An 18,095-nucleotide genomic window follows, 5' to 3' on the forward strand; every position below is an offset into this window, starting at 1 on the left:
AGCGTCACTCTCGCCCGTCGGGCGGCGGGGCACACCCGGGATGGAACCGTGGCCGGCGTTGACATGGAACTTTCCGGAGCCGGCGTGCTGCGCGAAGCTTCGAGCCGGCCGGGTACGGCACCGGACGGCGCCGTACCCGGCCGGAGACAAGCCCGGCCGTTTCACGGCCACAGCCGCGCGCTCAGCCGACAGCGGCGCCGAACCACCTGCGCAACTGACCGGGCAGTTCCTGCTGGTCGTCACCGACCCATGCCACGTGGCCGTCCGGCCGCAGCAGCACCGCGGGCACGTCCAGTTCCTCGCTGACGTCGACCACGTGGTCGACCCGGTCCGCCCAGCCCGCCACCGAGAGCCGGCCGGTCTGGTCGAGCAACAGCCCGCGGCCGCTGTGCATCAGCTCGTAAAGGCGCCCCCGCTTCAGCTGCACGTCCCGCAGCCGCCGGCCGAGCAGTTCGTGGCCCTCGCCGAAGTCGTAGCGGACCCCGATCGCGATGATCTTCTCGATCAGATACCGGTTCACCTCTTCGAAGTCCATCAGTTCCGACACCAGCCGGCGTACGGCCTGAGGACCCGGTTCGGTGGACGCCAGCTCCATCTGCGCGCGGGTGTTGTCCAGCACGGCGGCGGCCACCGGATGCCGTTCGGCCTGGTAGCTGTCCAGCAGCCCCTCGGGCGCCCAGCCACCCACTTCGGCGGCCAGCTTCCAGCCGAGGTTGAACGCGTCCTGGATGCCGAGGTTGAGGCCCTGCCCACCCATCGGCGGGTGGATGTGCGCCGCGTCGCCGGCCAGCAGCACCCGGCCGACCCGGTAGCGCTCGGCCAGCCGGGTGGCGTCGCCGAAGCGGGAGAGCCAGCGCGGTGAGTGCACGCCGAAGTCGGTGTCGGCGAACCCCCGCAGCTGCCGCTTGAGATCCTCGAGGGTCGGCGGGACCGAGCGGTCCTCGGTCACCCCCTCCGCGGGCACGACGACGCGGTACACCCCGTCCCCCATGGGCCCGAGGCCGAACCGCACCTGGGTCTTGCGGACTTCGGCCACCACCGCGGCCACCGTCTCCGGCGGCGCAGCCACCTCCATCTCGCCCAGCAGCGTCTCGACCCTGGTGGGCTCGCCGGGGAAGCCCACGCCGAGCAGCTTGCGCACCGTGCTGCGGCCGCCGTCGCAGCCGACGAGGTAGCGGGAGCGCAGCTGCGTGCCGTCGGCCAGCTCTGCGGTCACCCCGTGGTCGTCCTGGCCCAGCCCGACCACTTCGCAGCCGCGCCGGATCTCGACGCCGAGCGCGGTGGCGTGTTCGGTCAGCAGGCGCTCGGTGGTGGGCTGTGGGATGCCGAGCACGTACGGATACGTGGTGTCCAGCCGGTCGGGCGCGGGCTTGGTGATGCCGGCGAAGAAACCACCGAGCGGGTACTGCCGGCCGAGCGCGAGGAACCGCTCCAGCAGACCCCGCTGGTCCATCACCTCGATGCTGCGCACGTGCAGGCCGAGCGCGCGGACCACTCTGGTCGGCTCCGCCTCCTTCTCCAGTACGAGCGTATGCAGCCCGTGCAGCCGCAACTCGCCGGCGAGCATCAAACCGGTCGGTCCGCCGCCGACCACGATCACGTCCATCATCAAAGCCCCCATTCCGCGTTGCACTTCGGCCGGCTGCACCGCGCCGAGTGCCGCAACCGCACCGCGAGTCCCACCGGCAGTTCTACGTTCCGCAGACCCATGTTTCGTCACAGAACGCATGTACTTCGCGAATCCCCGATTCCCGCAGGTTCTGGCCTCGGCCGGAGATTCTGCAACACGACCGGGGGCTTGCCGCAAGGCCCCCCATGAGCTATAAGTTGAGAGTGGCAAGGAGTGGGTGACCTCCTTGCCTTTGCTTTTTGCCGCCCCCTCTGGGCGGACAGGCTTCTCCCGAAGCGTTCCGCGAACCCGGCCGACGTACCGCTTGACCAGCTGGTCGGCAACGCCGGGAGACGGCCCGGGGCGCATCACCCGTCCACGTGCGGTCGTATCACCGTGCGAGCCCTTCATCGTGTACGTCACCGGCGTCGGGCCGCGCCGCAGTGACGCGGTCGCCTGCCGCGACCCGTCGTCGGGGTTTCGCCCCCCGTCCCGTACCCGGCCATGGGTGGCACAGCTCAGACCGGGCTGCTCACGGGGATCCACAGGACGTCGGGCGCCCGGGATGGTGGATCATGATGCAGGATCCCCGGTGACACCTGACACCTGACACCTGACACCTGACACCTGACACCTGGCACCTGGCACCTGGCACCTGGCACCTGCACCTGGCACGCCGACGGTGCGGTTGATGACGGCGGGACGAGTCCCGCGAACGAAAGGGCGATGCGAAGTGGACAGCAACCGAACGGCGGTGCACCCGCTGCCGTACACCACTTACCGGCAGGCGATCGAGCGAGAGACGGCACGCCTGGTCGAGGTGGTCGAGGGCGTGGACCCGGCAACTCCTGTGCCCTCTTGCCCCGACTGGACGATTGCCGACCTCACCCGCCACGTGGGGAGTCTGCAGCGCTGGTTCTGCACCCTGCTGTCCCGGTTGGTGCAGGAGCCGCCCCGGAACCGCGACGTGGAGTTGGGGCTGCCGGACAGCACGCGGGAATACGCCCACTGGGTGGCTGCGGGCATCCCGCAGGTGGCCGCCGTGCTCCAGGCCACGGATCCCGAGGCGCCCATGTGGGCCTGGGGCGAGGACCAGCACGCCCGGTTCTGGGCCCGCAGGATGCTGTTCGAAACGCTGGTGCACCGGGTCGACGCGGAGCTCTCCGTCGGCCGCGAGTCACCCCTCGACCCGGAGCTGGCAGCAGATGGAGTCGACGAATTCCTCGTCAACCTGCCCAACGCCCATCTCTTCGCCCCGGCCGTGGCCCAACTGAACGGTGGCGGCGAGACCATCGTGTTCCAGTGCGCCGACTCCGGCACTGGCACCGGCGAAGAGTGGCGGGTCCGACTGGAGCCGGAGGGCTTCCGCCTGTTGCCCCGAGCGGAAGCCGACACCGCGCCGTCCGACGCGCGGACGACGGTACGGGCGCAGGCTGCCGACCTCCTGCTGCTGCTCTACGGGCGTCGGTCGTACAAGGAGGCCACCTTCGAGGTGACGGGCCAATCCGCGACGCTTGACCACTGGTTCGCCCACACGGCCTTCTGATCAGAACACCCCACTCCTCAGCCTCCCGGCGGCCGGGCCGTCCGAGCCCGGGCCCGGCCGGGCACCGGGGAACGCATGAGGTTTCGTTCCCAGACCGCCGGTGAAGTGTGAGTGGTCAGGGGAAGGCTCCGGAAGAGAAGCGGAGAGGGCATCGTGGCGAAGAAGATCCTTTTGGTGGACGATTCCGACGTGGTGCGCCGGTCCGTCGGCGACGTCCTGCGGCTGAACGGCTTCGAGGTGACGGAGGCGGCCGACGGCGGGGCAGCGCTGGACCTCCTCGCCGCACAGGGCACCTACGACGCGATCATCACCGACATCATGGTTCCGGAGGTGGACGGGGTCACGCTGATCCGCGAGGCACGCAAGGACGAGCGCTACACGTCCACGCCCATCATCGTGCTGGCTTCGAAGCCGGAGCCGTCCAAGGTGGACGAGAGCGAGAAGGCCGGCGCCACGGGGTGGCTGGTGAAGCCGTTCGGAGACGCGCAGCTGCTTGCGGAGCTCGGGAGGGTGCTGCAGTAACCCGGGGCCCTGGCCGACGGAACGACGCGGGGGAGTGGCGGGCGCGTTGCGCACGGGTGTTCCCGTGCCACGGGCCGGCCGGGTGCTGATCAGCGTGCGCGCAGGCGTTTCCAGCCGAAATGAGAGTTGGGGACTGCCGTCAATAGGCGCGTGTCATCGTTCCGGGCGCGTAGGTGGACGGCCACCAGTCCGCCCCTGCTGCCGAACCGGGCCAGCTCGCGCAACCATTGATCATTGATGGGTGAGGGCGTACGACGGCAGCACGGGGAAGCAGTACACCCCACGGGTACCGCCCTGACCGACACTGACGGCACGAATGCCGGAACGGCGGATGCGCGGCGCGTTCGCCGCCGACGTCAAGTGCACGAACATCGCCACGACCGGCATGGTATGCGTGTCCTCGCCGAACTCGTCGCGGCTGTGGGGACGCGCTGCGGTGCCCAACCGGCCGACTGGCTTGCCCTCGGATGCGGTTCCGACCTGCGGAACACCTGGGGGCGGCGCGAAGCTCGCTGGAGCGGGCCGGCTGGCCAGGGCGATGCCGTCGGCGGTGTCCGGTGGGCCGGTGTCCTGACTTCCTCGCCTCCGCGGGCGTCGCCGCCACTCACATTTGCTACCTCTCTCTCACCGAGTAGAAGATTCTCAGTCCCACCAGAACCACCATTCACGACGCTTCATGAGGTCCTCGTGGTAGGTGGACCAGTCGAGGCTCGGGTCCACGTAGAACACATCTGGACAGGCGAGGTAGTGCTCGGCGGTGAGGACACGGGCCTGGTGGGCATCCGTCGGCCGAGCGGCAACAGACACATACAAGCTTCCGTGTCCCAAGCCCACGATACGGAGACCGAACCGGTCCTCCCAGGAGCGCAGCACTGCCGACAGCTCCTGCGCAGTCATGTGATTCGTCATCCCGAGCCAGCTCAGGGCGGCGGGCGCATCGGCCCCCCGCGTGACCTGGACGAGTGCGAGACACCGGGCTCGACCGTCGCGGACGAGGGCGGACGCCACTTCACCCGCGCACACGTCAACGTCAGTCACCGCCGCCGCCGGCCTCGCCAGACCGGGCCACTCCTGGAAAGGCAACCAAGAGCCGTCCTTCCACTGGCTCAGGAAGTACGAAGCGGCATCGACGTCAGCCCCGTAGTCACCGCCCACCGGCTGGAATGAGTCATCGGGGTACTCAAGCAGCAGTGGATACAGGCCGGTTTCACAACGACGTGTGTACAGACGCTTCCACCAGTCGGCCGCGTCCATGACCGGTCCGTCGCTCATCCACACCACGGGATGCGGAGCACAACACGGCCCGATCAGTCGGCCAGGTGGCAAGTCGTTCAACAACTGTCTGACATCTTCACTCAAAGGCTCGGGCACGACCGGAATCTACGACGCACCTCTGACAGAGCCACAAATAGCACCGTCCAAAACGTTGGCGGGCCCTCGGCCGGAGTTGGGGCATGATCGGCGTCACCGAGATGCCCGGCATCGACGACTACGGGCCGCAGGAGACCTTCACCACCCAGGACGCGGTCACGGCCGAGAAATGGGCCGTCGCCAAGGGCATCGACACCCTCTCGTTCTGGGCGCTCCAGCGCGACAACGGCGGCTGCGTCGGCACCGCCGACGCCAACTCCTGCTCCGGGATCGCCCAGGACACCTGGTACTTCAGCCGCACCTTCGAGCCGTTCACGCAGGGCCGTCACACCCGTTGATGCCTGAGAGTTGAGTCGTCACCGGGCCGGCCGGACGGGCGGTGCCAATCAGGGAGCCTGCGGCCTGAGCTACGAGGCCGCTCCTCACCCGCTCTGGGCCGACGACGACTTGTGGGCACGGATCGAGCCGCTGCCGCCGATACCACAACCTCGGCATCGACGTCCGGCCGGAAGGCACTGGACGACCGGTGGCTTCCGGCCGAGCCGTGCTTCACGAGCCGGGGTTCTGGCTCAAGTTCGCGAGGGATGCTCCTTTGCGGCAGGCAAGCAGGCCAAGTGTCACAGGTCGAGGATGACTTCGGTGGTGGGCTCGCTGCAGCAGACGAGGATGGTGCCGGGTTCTGGGGGTTCGAGGGGCGGGGTGGTGTAGGTGATGTCACCGGCGACGAGTTGGGTGATGCAGGTGTGGCAGACGCCGGTGCGGCAGGACCAGCGGGTGGGGACGTCGCAGGCCTCGGCGAGCTCGAGAATGGAGGCGTGAGCCGGTGACCACGGTGTGGTGATGCCGCTGCGGGCGAAGGTGATCAGAGGGCCGGAGCCCGGGGGACCGCTCGGTTGGTGCGGCCGGATCACGGCCGTGGGTGTGACACCGGGGTTGATGGCGGGAAGCGCGCTGAACTGTTCGGTATGGATCCGCTCGGGACGCAGGCCGAGATCGTGCAGGAACGCGCTGAAGTCGTTCATGAACGCGGTCGGTCCGCAGAGATAGGCATCGGCGTCGGCGGGGATGCCCATGGCCGCCAGCGATGCGGCGGTCGGCCGACCCAGTGTGACGTGGGGCAAGTCGGGCTCGGAGGCCGGGGCGTTGACCGCGGTGTAGTAGATGTGCTCGTGGGCGTGGGGGAGTTGTGCGAGCAGGGCGTGGGATTCGTCGGCGAAGGCGTGATGGGCGCGGTCGTGGGCGATGTGGATCCACCAGACGGGGCGTGGGGCTTGCTGGTCGGCGAGTCGGTGGAGCATGGCCAGCACGGGAGTGGCCCCGATGCCCGCGGAGACGAGGACGACCGGGTCGGTGCCTTCTTCGAGTACGAAGGTGCCGCGGGGGCTTGCGACGTCCACGAGGTCCCCGGGGTGGAGGCTGGTGTGGAGGTAGTGGCTGACCTGGCCGTGGGGCTCGTGCTTGACACTGATCCGGTAGGCCCCGGCTGAGGGCGCGGAGGACAAGGAGTAGCTGCGCACGGTGGGTGCGGCCTCGCCGACGGCCAGGCGGATGGAGAGGTACTGGCCCGGGCGGCCCTGCGGTAGAGAGGTGCCGTCGGTGGTGTCGAGGTAGATGGAGGAGACGGTGGGTGTCTCGCGGGCGATGCGGGAGATACGCATGGTCTTGAAGCCCGGCCATCCCGGTGCCTCTTTGGATGGCCGGGCGCCGGCGCGTTCGCCTGGCCAGCCCGGCTCCTGCGTCGGTGGCAGAGCGGCGGCGAGTTCGCGGAAGGACTGCTGCCAACCGGGGCTGAGGGCGGGTACGTTCAGCGCTTTGCGCAGCTTTTCTGGGTCGCGGTCGGGAAGGTAGAGCAGCGCGTCGGTGTCCGCGACGCTGAGTTCCTCCGGGCCCTTGCGGGTGAGGGTGATCTCGTCGCCGGCCTGGACGCTTCCTTCCGTGATGACGCGAAGGTAGAAGCCGGGGCGGTGGTGGGCGACCAGGAGGGCAGCCATGGTGGGTTCGCCCAGGCGCATACCGACGCGGTAGCAGGTGACGCGGGGCTGGGTGACTTCGAATTCGGCTTCGCCGATGCGGTACCTGTCGCCGATGCACACTTCGTTGTCGGGCAGGCCGTCGACAGTGAAGTTCTCCCCGAAGATCCCGAAGGTCAGGTCGTCACGGCCGAGCTGCTTCTGCCAGTACTGGTAGGACTGGAGTTGGTAGACGAGAACGGCGCGTATTTCGCCGCCGTGGCCTGCCAGGTCTCCCTGACCGTCTCCCTCGATGTTCAGCCGTCGCGCCATTCGTGGCCCGTCCACGGGGGACTTCCAGGCGCCGGTGTGGACGGTTCTCCCCTGCCAGGAGACGTTCTTGGGCGTTCCTACGTTGACGGACAGCAGCGTCGCCATCGCGGACCTCCTGCGTGGGTGGCCGGGGGCAGCCCCTCATGGCGCTGTGAAGCGTGTACTCCCGCCGATCCTAGTTCTTGGTCTGTGGCGTCCGCTATTTGTCGATCATGAGCCATTGGGGAATGAGCCGAGAATTTCCGAACGCTCGATGGGTGCGGGAAACCGGGCAGGTCATTATTCTTTTCCGTCTGATCATTCGGATCACGCATGGTTGCGCGGTGGCGGAGCGGTGCCACGCCGGCCCAGAATGATCACATGGAGTACCACTTCCTGGAGGGCGTCACGGGCCCGTAGGAGGTGTTCGCGCTCGGCTGCGGTGCCGCTGCCGCCGCGATCTTTCTGCCAGGGTTCGGCGGCTTGCGGGGTCTTCCAGCTGATCCTGGACGACCCCGCCCGCCACCGGAGTGGTGTTGAGGAGGTCCAGCAGCCTGTCGTGCCGTTCTCGATCTATCACGGCACCTACTCCTAACCGATTGTCTTCACTTGAGAGGTTAGGCCAACGAGACCCACTCCAACCAGATAACCTCGTATGAACGGTTAGCATTCGTTGGTCTGGGCCGGACGGGCAACCGCCACGACAGGGCGGACAGGGCCGTGCCCATCGTCGATGCCTGCCGCGCTGTTTCGGCCAAGCCCACCACCGCCCTGGGCGAACTGGACGCTCAGGTCGCCGGCGGCGCCGACCCGGACGGCGTTGCCCCACCATGGCTGTCCGCCCAGGGGCTGGGCCTGGATCCAACCGTGAACTTGAACCCCAGGCCGACGAAGCCGGTTCGCCGAGCGCTGCGCAGCGGTGTGGCTTGCGGATCCGGACCGCTGTCCCATGTCCCACGTGGCCTGCTGAGGGCGATGGGCAAGGCATCGACGCTGGTGCTGACTGAGATCGGCGGTCTGCCCCGTCCCGGTCGGCCTCACGGGCGCCGGGCACGCATCTCGCTCGTCTTCGTTACCGCAAGAGAGCATGATCCGCCCCTACATCAACTGACGGAACAGACAACCCGGCCGATATTCGCTTGCGCACCCTCGTTACGCGGGTCAAGGTCGCCTGACACCTGGCGAAGGCAGAGAAGACGACCACGCAGACCCGCGACGTCGACCACGAACTCATCCAGGCGGCAGCGCATGTCGCTCACGCGCGGTGTCGAGGGGACAACCACACCATGGCGGCCGCGGCCCGTGCCCAGGACGGCCGGATCATCACCGCGGTGAACGTCTACCACTTCACGGGAGGACCTTGCGCCGAGTTGGTCCTCATCACCGACCTGCTACCCGAAAGCCATGTCTGGGCCGACCACCAACTCGACGCGTTGTAAACCCCGCCACTCAGCACGGGCTGACAGTGGCTGAATCCCTGCCAGGCGGCCGAGATGGCGAGCAATGTGCTCGGTCAGTTCTGGTCGGCCGATGCCAGGTCTCCTCATCCCCCTGGTCCGGCACCACGGTGCGGTAGAAGGCCTTGTGACCGCGAGCCAGGTTCATGGTCATTCCCAAGGCGCTGGAACATCGGCCAGAATCGACCGACCTTCGGACAACCCATGACCAACTCAACCCGCCCGCACCGCTCCGATGGCATGATCGAACTCAAGACGAGCGCCCTCATCGCCTGTCTTTCACCGCGAAGTCATGCTATCCGGCACGAAGAATGACCTGTTCAAGTAATAACTAACAAATCGGCCAAAACCATTGATACCTAGACCATCGCGGATGTTTCCGCGAATAAACAGAATTTCGTTCGCCGCAGGGCGCCAACCACGGGCGATGCTGTGGGCCACAGCGGGTGTGGTGACCCTCGCATTCCTCATCACGCTCGAGATTGCCGCACGTCGCTACGGTCTGCCGGGGCCGATCACCACTCAGGCGCAAGAGGTGATACTTCCCCCCAAGTCGGGTTTCCTGCTGTACGCCAGTCTGGCATTGATGATGGTGGTCCTCACCTGGCGGCAACGGCTCATCGCGGTTGGTGTCGCGATCGGCATCGACGTCGTCTTCTTTCTCGTGCGGTGGGCGGTCCATGTCAAGGTGACCGACGGCCACCCCTTCGGAAACGGCGCGTTGTGGGTGGTTTTGGGCTATGCGGTCATCGCTGTCACGCGCCGCACAGGCCAGGAACGAGTCCTGCTGCTGAAGGGCGTCGGGCTGGGCCTGCTGCTCGTGGCCGGCCGCAAGACTGGCGACACCTGGTTGCTCATCACGTCGAAGACCCGCCCGGCGGTGCTCGACCAGTACGTGGCAACCGCCGATCACGCACTGGGCAACCCCTCGTGGCAGGTGGGCCGGCTCGTCTCGGCCAGCGGTCCGATCGGCGCCCATGTTCTCGACTACGTCTACACTCAGCTCCCGATGGCCGCGGTCATCGTCGCGATGTACCAGCTGCGAAACGTGGCGGCCGAGCGCCGCTTCCCAAGCCATCATCTCGTGCGCACTTTTCTGGTCATCGGCCTTCTCGGCCCGGGCATCTACATGCTCTTCCCGGTGGTCGGACCCGTCTTCGCCTATGGCGCCGACGGCGGGCACTGGGCCGTGGCCAACCTGTGGCCGGACACGCCGTCACCGCTCACCACCCCGCACCGCATGCCATTCGACGAGATCACCCCACGCAACTGCATGCCCAGCCTGCACACGGCGTGGGCTACCGCGATTTTCATTCACTCCCGCAAGGGCCCACGCATTCTGCGATTCGCAGGCACGTTCTGGCTGATTGCCACGCTCGGCGCAACGCTGGGATTCGGCTACCACTACGGCGCGGATCTCGTTGCCGGCGTGGTGTTCACCGTCACGATCGAGGCAGGGCTGCGCTCACTCGAACGTGGCTGGGATCGGTCAGGAATCTGGCTGGTCACCTACGGCGCAGCCGTCTTCGCCGCGCTGCTGGTGTCATATCGCTATCTTCCAGCGGAGATGGCCGAACACCCCTGGGTGTTCGGCCCACTTCTCATTCTGGCGATGGCCTCAGTGGTCCACGCCTACGTACGCACCACCAAACTGTGGGAACCGAAGGCCGCACCAGCGCGGCAACCGGAACCGCAACCCCAACCCAGACCCGAGCCCGAACTAGGGGCGGTCCCGTAACTGTTGGTCCATGAGCGGATTCCACCTTGGAAGCCGGCGGTCATGGGCCTGGGGCGAGCGTGCGGTCGGTGCTCGCGATGGAGGCTGAGGGTCAGGGGCGGTCCAGACCCCACGTCTGCAGGGCGTAGGGCCGCCCCTTCTCCTCACCCGTGATCAGCGGCACGTCGAGCAGTCTGAAGCCCGCCTTCCTGGCCACGGCGACGCTGGCGGCGTTCTCGGCCTCCAGCTCCAGGATCACCTGCTCCGTGCCCAGCTGCTCGAAGGCGTACGCGGCCATCACGCGCACCGCTCGCGCCGCCAGCCCCTGGCCGCGGTGCGCCGGGCCGACCGCGTAGCCGAGCTCCGTGCCCTCGGGTGCACGCCGCAGCATCACCTCGCCGAGCGGTGCGCCGCCGGCGACGGTGATGGCGAGCAGGATGGCCGTGCCCTCCACCCGCAGCTGCCGGTCCCGGTCCAGCCGTGTACGGGCGGCCGCTTCGCCGAAGGGGGAGACGATCGGTGTCCAGTACGCGATGTCGGGGTGGTTGAACAGCTCCGGCATCGCGTCCAGGTCCGCCTCCGTCCAGTCGCGGAGGACGAGACCCTCCCCCGAGAGCTCGATCCGCTCGGGAAAGGACGACGTGGTGCTGCTCATAGGGGGACCTCCCTGGCCTGTTCAGGACGAGGCAGGATAACCGGGGCCAGGCACAGGGCCCACCCCTGTTTCCCGGGGGCTCTCCCGCCCCGGCGGCGATGGTGTCTGCCGGCACCGGCGACGGCTCCTGCGGGCCACCTGCCGGCCCTTCGATTCGGCTGCACCGGCGACTCGCGCACTGCGCCTGCCAGTGAAGCGCCCCGCACATGGCCACCCCACTTTGCGGCCCGACACACATGACGTTCGTCAACCGCGGCTTCCGACAAGGTCGTTGGGGCTGAAGGTGCGGCGGTAGGTGGCGGGTGAGATGCCGATGCCGGCTCTCATGTGCGCGCGCAGGGAGTTCGCGGTGCCGAAGCCGGCCCGGTGTGCGACCAGGTCGATCGGCAGGTCGGTGCTCTCCAGCAGATGCTTGGCCAGTTCCAGGCGTTGTGCGGTGAGCCATTGCACGGGGGTCATGCCGACTTCGTCGCGGAATCGGCGGGTGAAGGAGCGCAGGCTCATCCGGGCGTGTTCGGCGAGCTGCGCGAGGGACAGCGGCTCGCCCAGGTGTTCCAGGGCCCAGGCGCGGGTGGCGGTGGTGCTGGTGGCGGTGGGTTCGGGGACGGGGCGGTCGATGTACTGGGCCTGCCCGCCGTCCCTCCACGGCGGTACGACGCACATGCGGGCGGCGCGGTTGGCGGCGGCCGCGCCGTGATCACGGCGGATCATGTGCAGGCACAGGTCGACGCCGGCGGCCACGCCTGCGGAGGTGAGTACGTCGCCGTCGTCGACGAAGAGGACGTCTTCGTCGACCTTGACGTGCGGGTAGGCCCGGCGGAACTCCGGGGCCAGGTTCCAGTGGGTGGTGGCCGGTCGGCCGTCGAGCAGCCCGGCCGCTGCGAGCACGTAGGAGCCGGTGCAGATGGACACCAGCCGGGTGCCGGGCCGGATGCCCGCGATGGCCGCGGTGACCTCGGGTGGCAGCGGGCCGCCGCGGCCCAGTTCGGGCATGGCGTGTGTGGGCGGGAGGATCACGGTGTCCGCCGCGGCGAGGGCTTCGGGGCCGGCCGCGGGTTGCACGATGAAACCGGCGTCGCTGGGCACGGGGGCGCCGTCGGCGGTGCAGACGGTGACCTCGTAGAGCGGGCGGCCCTCGGCGTCCTCCACGCTGCCGAAGACACGGGAGGGGATGCCGAGCTCGAAGGGCGGGACTCCGGGCAGGGCGAGCACGGCGATCCGGTGCCGCTGGGACACCACCTCCGCTCGGTCCCGATCGTCCTCCATGATCATCCCTCGCGTTTCACCCATGGCCAGATCCTGTCACATAGTGGCCAAACGGCCAGCAGTGCCCTGATCGAGTGGGACGCCGTGCCGGCGGTGGGCTGGGACGTGTCCGGCACGGTCGAGGCCGTCGGACCCGGCGTGGGGATGTTCCGTCCCGGTGACGAGGTCTTCGGGATGCCGCTGTTCCCGCGCCAGGCGGGCGGATACGCCGAGTACGTGGTGGCGCCGGCCCGGCACCTCGCCCCGAAGCCGGCGAACCTGACGCACGTGGAGGCAGCGGCGCTGCCGCTTGCCGCGCTGACTGCTTGGCAGGCCCTGGTGGACGCGGCGAAGGTGCGTCGCGGTGAGCGGGTGCTGGTGCACGCGGCGGCCGGGGGAGTGGGCCACTTCGCGGTGCAGATCGCCAAGGCCCGCGGTGCGTACGTCATCGGCACGGCCAGTGCCGGCAAGCACGACCTGGTGCGACAGCTGGGCGCGGACGAGGTGATCGACTACCGCACGGCACGGTTCGAAGACGTTGTGACCGACATCGACGTAGTGCTGGACGGACTCGGCGGGCAGACGGCCGAGCGCTCGCTGAAGGTACTCCGGGCCGGTGGCCGGCTGATCACTCTGCCCGGCCCGGACGACGTCCCCGCCGCCCCGGAAGGGGTACGGGCGGTATGGGTCCTGGTCGAGCCCGACCACCTGGGCCTGCGCGAGATCGCCGCCCTGGTGGAGCGGGGCGCGCTGAAGCCGGTGGTCGAGACGGTCCTGCCGCTGGGACAGGCTGCGAAGGCGCACGAGATCGGTGAGCTGGGCCGCACCACCGGCAAGATCGTCCTCGCCATTCCCTGACCGCAGCCGCCACGCGGCCGCGTGGGATACGCACCAGCGCGAGCACATACGGGACCCGTCCTGCCGGCCGGGCGCCGACGCTCAGCAAGAAAGGGCAACGGTCTGTCGGCCGCCCCGGGTTCTGAAGGCCCGATGCGGGCCGGACCCCGGTCAGGACCGGTCCGGCCCGCGGGCGAGATGGAAGGCGGATGGACGCAGTTCGGTGTTACGGCTGGGGCCGCGCCATTCCAAGCAGACGACGGTGGCGTCGTCGCCGAGTTCGCCGCCGTGGTGGTCCAGGACGGCGCGCATGAGGCGGCGCAGGGTTTCGGGCACCGGCAGGCCGTCGGCGTGGTGGCGGATGATGAAGTCGGTGAACTGGCTGAGGCCGAACGCGCGGCCGCGTGAGTCGCGGGCCTCGGTGATGCCGTCGGTGTAGAGCAGGACGCGGTCACCGGGCTCCAACTGCTCGCGGCACAGGGTGGCGCCCAGGTTCAGTTCGGTGCCCAGGGGGTGTGCGGGCGGGCAGGACAGGGTGGTGGTCCAGCGGCCGCCGCGGATCAGGACCGGGGGCAGGTGGCCGCGGTTGATCCAGCTGAACCGTCCGGTGCGGGCGTTGAGGTTGGCCAGGATCGCGGTGACATATCTGTCGTGGCCGAAGTGGCTGACCAGGACCTGCTCGATGCGCTCGCCGGTGGTGGCCAGATCGGCTCCCTGGCGGCGCTGGCTGCGGCACGCGGCCACGGCCAGGTTGGCCGCCAGCCCGGCGTGGCTGTCGTGCCCCATGGCGTCGAAGACCGCCAGGTGGACCGTGCCTGCGGCGATCGCGTAGTCGAATGCGTCCCCGCCGAGTTCATACACCGGCTCCATCGCGGCCGCGATGACCACGTCACGGTTGGCGAATGCCCGCGGTGGCATCAGATTCCACTGCAGCTCCGCGGCCACGTTCATCGTCTGGGTACGCGACAGGCGCGCGGCGGCGTCGCTGCTGGGCCGCTTGCTGACCACCAGCATGCCGACCAGCGATGCCACCGTCTTGAGCTGCTCCAGGTCGGCACCGTCGGTCAGGTCCGCACGCAGGACGCCCAGCCGCTCGGTGCCGTCAAGGATCGGCACCCACCAGCCGGCGTGATCAGGACCGCCGCCCCCCTGAGGGCGGTTGCTGGCGAACACCCGCCCGGGCAGCGTGCCCTCCACGGATACGACGTCACCGCCGTGCGCTGCGTCCAGTCCGAGCCCGGTGACTTCCCGCAGGACCTCCTCACGCAGGTCCGCCAGGTAGATCCGCACATCTGCCAGGCCCGCTTCTGCGGCGTGCCGGGCGATCAAGTCGGGCAGCTGGTCGAAGCCGGCCAGGTGGCTTTCCCTGAGCATCCCGGTGAGCGACTGCAGCATGCGCTCCGCATCCACGCCTTCACCCCTTCTGCCTCGACCGGCTGACCTCTCCAGCATCCCAGGCATGGGGGTACAAATCCCTTACACGTACAAACTTCTTCAATCGGGCGCAGGAGAGCCGCAGACCAAGCTGGTCGGCTCTCCGCAACCCCGCCACCTGCCCATCGGTCGGACGGAGTCATTCCGTAGACGAGCTCCTCGTAGGTGCGGGCGAGCCAGACCTGCTGACCGGCTTCACGTCCTTCGGCTCTGTAGCGATGACAGTGCGGCGGCGACCTGTTCGGACGCTTCCGGCGGGGTGGAGGCGTGCGGGGAGAGCCTGAGGGAGTCGTTGCGCACGGTCAATGTGACCCCCTCGGCGTGCAACGCCTTCGCGACGAGGGATGGGTCGTGGCCCGGCATGGTGAAGGAGAGGATTCCCGCGCGCTGAGCCGGGTCGGTGGGGGACAGGACGCGTCCGCCGAGCCTGTGGACCACTTCGGTGAGTTCGGCGATCCGCGTGGCGATCGCTGCCTCGATCGCTGCCACGGTGTGCCGCTCGACGAGGTCGAGGGCGGCGGCGAACGCGGCGGCCGTCACCGGGCTGAGATGGGTGATCGACCATCGTCGCGCGTCCGGGGCGGGCGGGTGCTCCGTTCCGTCGAAGAGGCCGACGTCCTCCACGCCCGTCCAGCCGGTGAGGACGGGTTCCAGAGCTTCCAGTGCACGATCGGACAGTGTCGCAAAGCCCGTCCATCCCGCGCGCAGCCATTTCTGACCACCCGCGACAAGCACGTCGGCCGCCTCCCACGCCATCTCGGCCACGCCGAATGCCTGGATGGCGTCCACGATCAGCAGCCGGTGCGGCCCGATCGCCTCGCGCAGCGCCGCCAGGTCGGCACGGAAGCCGGTGCGGAAGTCCACGGCGCTGACGGACACGGCGACGACGTCGTCGGTCAGCGCGGCGCGGACCAGGTCGGCGGTGACGCCGCCGCCGGGCGCCGGGTCGAGCCAGCGAGGCACTGCCCGGCCCAGGTCCGCGGTGCGGCGCCACGGATAGTGGTTGGCGGGGAAGTCGGTGCGCGGAGCGAGGACCACACCCTCGCGGATGCCGAGGGCGGCATGGAACAGGCCGGTGGATGCGTTCGGCAGGAGAACGGTGTGCTGGCCGTCGCTGCCCGCCAGGCGGGCGGCGGAGTCGCGTGCGGCCGCTTCGGCGCGCATCAGCTCGTCCACGGTGGTGTGGTCGGCGCGGGCGGAGTCCGCCATGGCTTGTGTGGTGGCGGCTACGGCGTCCCGCGACGGCGGTCCGAACCGTGCGAAGTCGAGGTACCCGGCTGGGGTGTCGAAGTGGGCTGCGTACGACGTGAGCACGGGGCTCGTCCTTTCGAGACGGTGCAGGCCGCGCGGTGTGGTGGCAGGTGCGCCCGTGCGGAGTACCGCGCGTCGGACGGACCGGCGCCCCGCCGCCCACGTGCGCGTCCCCACCGCCCGCACGCTACGCGCCTCGCGCCAGTGAATCCGGGCAGCAGCATTGCATGACGACCCAACCGCGTTTCACGCTGGCCGCGACCACTCTTGATGCACCGAACGCCCATGAGCTCGCGCAGTTCTACCAGGACCTGCTCGGCTGGCGGGTGCGGAAGGAGGAACCGGGCTGGGTTGAGATCGCATCTCCCGACGGCGCTGCGGGGCTGTCGTTCCAGACAGAGCCGCACTTCACACGACCGCAGTGGCCTTCCACCCAGTCCGAGCAGCAGATGATGATGCATCTGGACATCGAGGTGAACGATCTGTCATCAGCCGTCGCACATGCCCTCGCCCTGGGAGCGACCGTGGCGGACCTCCAAGCTCAGGACGATGTACGCGTCCTGTACGACCCGGCGGGCCACCCCTTCTGCCTCTTCCTGCCCAGGGGCGCGAGCGCCTGACAGGGTGGGTCAGATGGAGAGCCGGCGGTAGCTGAGCGGAGAGGGCAGGATTCGAACCTGCGTGGGCCCCCAAGGGGGCCCGACCGTGAGGCGTGCTCGCTGGTCCCCGATCAACCGCTCCGGGCACCTCTCCTCGTTCCCGGCCCGGTGCGGTCCCGGCCCGTTCACGTGAACCAGATTGGCAGCGCCCCCTGACGGGCGACTGATGCGCTCTTGACGCGGTCTGCCTGAGGCACGCCGTGCCGGACGGCATTCACGCCATCCGCAGCCCGTCACCGCACCGTTCCTGCTGTGAGGTTTGGCCGGGCAGGTCATCGTGAAGGGTCTCGGCTGGCCGGGCCCACTACCGAGGAGAGATCACGTGAGGGTCGTTGTCACGGGCGCGTTCGGCTTCGTGGGACGCCGGCTCGCCGACGCACTGCTTCGCACACGGACCTTCGGTGGCACACCGATCAGACGGCTGGTGCTCGCCGATCGCATCGTGCAGCCCGATTCCCCAGCGGCGGCCGACCCGCTCGTGGACGTCGTGCACGGCGATGTGATCGACCGGCTCGGCGAGGTGTTCGCCGAGCCGGTCGATGTGCTGTTCCATCTCGCCGCCGCGGTGTCGGCCCAGTGCGAGGCCGACGTCGACCTCGGCATGCGCGCCAACGTGGACACCACCCGCGCCCTGCTCGACGCCGCCCGGGCGCAGTCAGCCACCGGCGGGCCAAGAGCGCGGGTGGTGTTCTCCAGCAGCCTCGCCGTCTACGGCTCCCATCCGGCACTGCCCCTGCCACCACTGGTCAGCGAGTCGACCCTGCCCATGCCGCAGTCGAGTTACGGAACACAGAAGCTCATCTGCGAGCACCTGATCGCGGACTACACCCGCCACGGCTTCCTCGACGGACGCGTCGCCCGCCTGATGACCGTCGCAGTCAGGCCGGGCCAACCGAACGCGGCCGCCTCCGGCTTCTTGTCCGGCATCATCCGCGAACCCCTCGCGCAACGTCCGGTCACCTGCCCGGTGCGCCCCGACCTGCAGGTGGCCCTGGCCTCGCCACGCCGCACGGTCAAGGGGCTCATCCGCATCGCGGAGGTCGAGCGCGGTGCCGGGCCCGGGCAGCTTCACGGCCCGATGCCGGTCAACCTTCCTGCGCTCACGGTGTCGGTCGCCCAGATGCTCGCCACACTGCGGCAAGTGGCCGGTGACGCCGTCGCCGACCTGGTGACCATCGGGCCCGACCCGGCTGTCGAGGCCATCGTGGGCTCGTGGCCCTCCGTGTTCGACAACAGGCGCGCCGCCGCACTGGGTCTGGAGCCCGACCCGGACTTCATGTCGGTCGTGCGCGACTACCTCACCGATCGCCGAACCGGAGGTGTCAGCCGTTGAGCGGACCCAGGGCTCGGGACCCGGGGACCAGGCGGGGAGCACTTGATCTTGACTGGTGGAGGAGCCCGGCGGGCGTCCCGGGATCCTCGGTGTCGTGCTGGGTCAGGAGGCGAGGGCGGTGAGTGGCCGGCAGGTCTGGAAGGCGCTGCGTGCGGGTCGTTGATGCCGTGCTGTGCGTAGCCGCGGGCCCAGTCCAGG

13 protein-coding genes and 4 pseudogenes are annotated in these 18,095 nt (G+C 69.0%); 8 read left to right on the top strand and 9 right to left on the bottom strand.

Annotated features, from left to right (window positions below; all coding sequences use genetic code 11):
• Nucleotides 1-181: 181 nt before the first annotated feature.
• Nucleotides 182-1,609 carry a rifampin monooxygenase gene (gene rox / locus ACFZDC_RS24845; RefSeq protein ID WP_391327188.1) on the bottom strand — a complete coding sequence of 476 codons (1,428 nt, stop codon included), beginning with the start codon at nucleotides 1,607-1,609 and terminating at the stop codon, nucleotides 182-184.
• 733 nt (nucleotides 1,610-2,342) lie between these two features.
• Between rox and ACFZDC_RS24850 the strand changes: the two genes are divergently transcribed.
• Together ACFZDC_RS24850 and ACFZDC_RS24855 are read left to right on the top strand one after the other, a co-directional pair.
• Nucleotides 2,343-3,155: a maleylpyruvate isomerase family mycothiol-dependent enzyme gene (locus ACFZDC_RS24850; RefSeq protein ID WP_391327190.1), complete on the top strand. Its 813-nt coding sequence runs from the start codon at nucleotides 2,343-2,345 to the stop codon at nucleotides 3,153-3,155.
• 153 nt (nucleotides 3,156-3,308) lie between these two features.
• Entirely contained in the window at nucleotides 3,309-3,677 is a 369-nt protein-coding gene (locus ACFZDC_RS24855) for a response regulator (RefSeq protein ID WP_391327192.1), read from the top strand.
• Between the two features lie 167 nt (nucleotides 3,678-3,844).
• Here ACFZDC_RS24855 and ACFZDC_RS24860 read toward each other — a convergent pair.
• Both ACFZDC_RS24860 and ACFZDC_RS24865 read right to left on the bottom strand, forming a co-directional pair.
• Nucleotides 3,845-4,064, bottom strand: a pseudogene (locus ACFZDC_RS24860) (HEAT repeat domain-containing protein); the annotation flags it as partial.
• A 255-nt stretch (nucleotides 4,065-4,319) separates the two neighbouring features.
• Nucleotides 4,320-4,949, bottom strand: coding sequence for a DUF4253 domain-containing protein (locus tag ACFZDC_RS24865; protein ID WP_391327194.1), 630 nt, complete (start codon nucleotides 4,947-4,949; stop codon nucleotides 4,320-4,322).
• 176 nt (nucleotides 4,950-5,125) lie between these two features.
• Between ACFZDC_RS24865 and ACFZDC_RS24870 the strand changes: the two are divergent.
• Nucleotides 5,126-5,371: pseudogene (locus tag ACFZDC_RS24870) on the top strand (chitinase); the annotation flags it as partial.
• Nucleotides 5,372-5,665: 294 nt separating this feature from the next.
• Here the strand turns inward: ACFZDC_RS24870 and ACFZDC_RS24875 are convergent.
• Nucleotides 5,666-7,435, bottom strand: coding sequence for an MOSC domain-containing protein (locus ACFZDC_RS24875; RefSeq protein WP_391327196.1), 1,770 nt, complete (start codon nucleotides 7,433-7,435; stop codon nucleotides 5,666-5,668).
• Nucleotides 7,436-8,487: 1,052 nt separating this feature from the next.
• Here ACFZDC_RS24875 and ACFZDC_RS24880 point away from each other — a divergent pair.
• Together ACFZDC_RS24880 and ACFZDC_RS24885 are read left to right on the top strand one after the other, a co-directional pair.
• On the top strand, nucleotides 8,488-8,748 hold the full coding sequence (locus tag ACFZDC_RS24880; protein ID WP_391327333.1) for a cytidine deaminase: 261 nt from the start codon (nucleotides 8,488-8,490) through the stop codon (nucleotides 8,746-8,748).
• A 445-nt stretch (nucleotides 8,749-9,193) separates the two neighbouring features.
• Nucleotides 9,194-10,504: a DUF5933 domain-containing protein gene (locus ACFZDC_RS24885; RefSeq protein WP_391327197.1), complete on the top strand. Its 1,311-nt coding sequence runs from the start codon at nucleotides 9,194-9,196 to the stop codon at nucleotides 10,502-10,504.
• Nucleotides 10,505-10,595: 91 nt separating this feature from the next.
• Here ACFZDC_RS24885 and ACFZDC_RS24890 read toward each other — a convergent pair whose 3' ends face one another.
• Nucleotides 10,596-11,138, bottom strand: coding sequence for a GNAT family N-acetyltransferase (locus tag ACFZDC_RS24890; protein WP_391327199.1), 543 nt, complete (start codon nucleotides 11,136-11,138; stop codon nucleotides 10,596-10,598).
• A gap of 246 nt (nucleotides 11,139-11,384) precedes the next feature.
• Nucleotides 11,385-12,410 (bottom strand): helix-turn-helix domain-containing protein, encoded by a 1,026-nt coding sequence (locus tag ACFZDC_RS24895; protein ID WP_391327334.1) that lies wholly within the window; start codon nucleotides 12,408-12,410, stop codon nucleotides 11,385-11,387.
• Nucleotides 12,411-12,479: 69 nt separating this feature from the next.
• On the opposite strand from ACFZDC_RS24895, the pseudogene ACFZDC_RS24900 reads away from it, so the two are divergent.
• Nucleotides 12,480-13,241: pseudogene (locus tag ACFZDC_RS24900) on the top strand (NADP-dependent oxidoreductase); the annotation flags it as partial.
• Nucleotides 13,242-13,391: 150 nt separating this feature from the next.
• On the opposite strand, the gene ACFZDC_RS24905 reads toward ACFZDC_RS24900, so the two are convergent.
• Nucleotides 13,392-14,630 carry a SpoIIE family protein phosphatase gene (locus ACFZDC_RS24905; RefSeq protein WP_391327201.1) on the bottom strand — a complete coding sequence of 413 codons (1,239 nt, stop codon included), beginning with the start codon at nucleotides 14,628-14,630 and terminating at the stop codon, nucleotides 13,392-13,394.
• A gap of 219 nt (nucleotides 14,631-14,849) precedes the next feature.
• A complete protein-coding gene (locus ACFZDC_RS24910) occupies nucleotides 14,850-15,968 on the bottom strand; it encodes an aminotransferase class V-fold PLP-dependent enzyme (RefSeq protein WP_391327203.1) in 1,119 nt (372 codons plus the stop codon).
• Between the two features lie 164 nt (nucleotides 15,969-16,132).
• Between ACFZDC_RS24910 and ACFZDC_RS24915 the strand changes: the two genes are divergently transcribed.
• Complete coding sequence (locus tag ACFZDC_RS24915) at nucleotides 16,133-16,525, top strand: VOC family protein (protein ID WP_391327205.1); 393 nt, start codon at nucleotides 16,133-16,135, stop codon at nucleotides 16,523-16,525.
• A gap of 36 nt (nucleotides 16,526-16,561) precedes the next feature.
• On the opposite strand, the pseudogene ACFZDC_RS24920 reads toward ACFZDC_RS24915, so the two are convergent.
• Nucleotides 16,562-16,658: pseudogene (locus tag ACFZDC_RS24920) on the bottom strand.
• Nucleotides 16,659-16,886: 228 nt separating this feature from the next.
• Between ACFZDC_RS24920 and denD the strand changes: the two are divergent.
• Nucleotides 16,887-17,897, top strand: a complete 1,011-nt coding sequence (gene denD, locus ACFZDC_RS24925; RefSeq protein ID WP_391327207.1) for a D-erythronate dehydrogenase — start codon at nucleotides 16,887-16,889, stop codon at nucleotides 17,895-17,897.
• Nucleotides 17,898-18,095: the final 198 nt, after the last annotated feature.

Origin of the sequence: Streptomyces sp. NPDC007905 (assembly GCF_042959345.1) — a bacterium.
Lineage (GTDB): Bacteria > Actinomycetota > Actinomycetes > Streptomycetales > Streptomycetaceae > Streptomyces.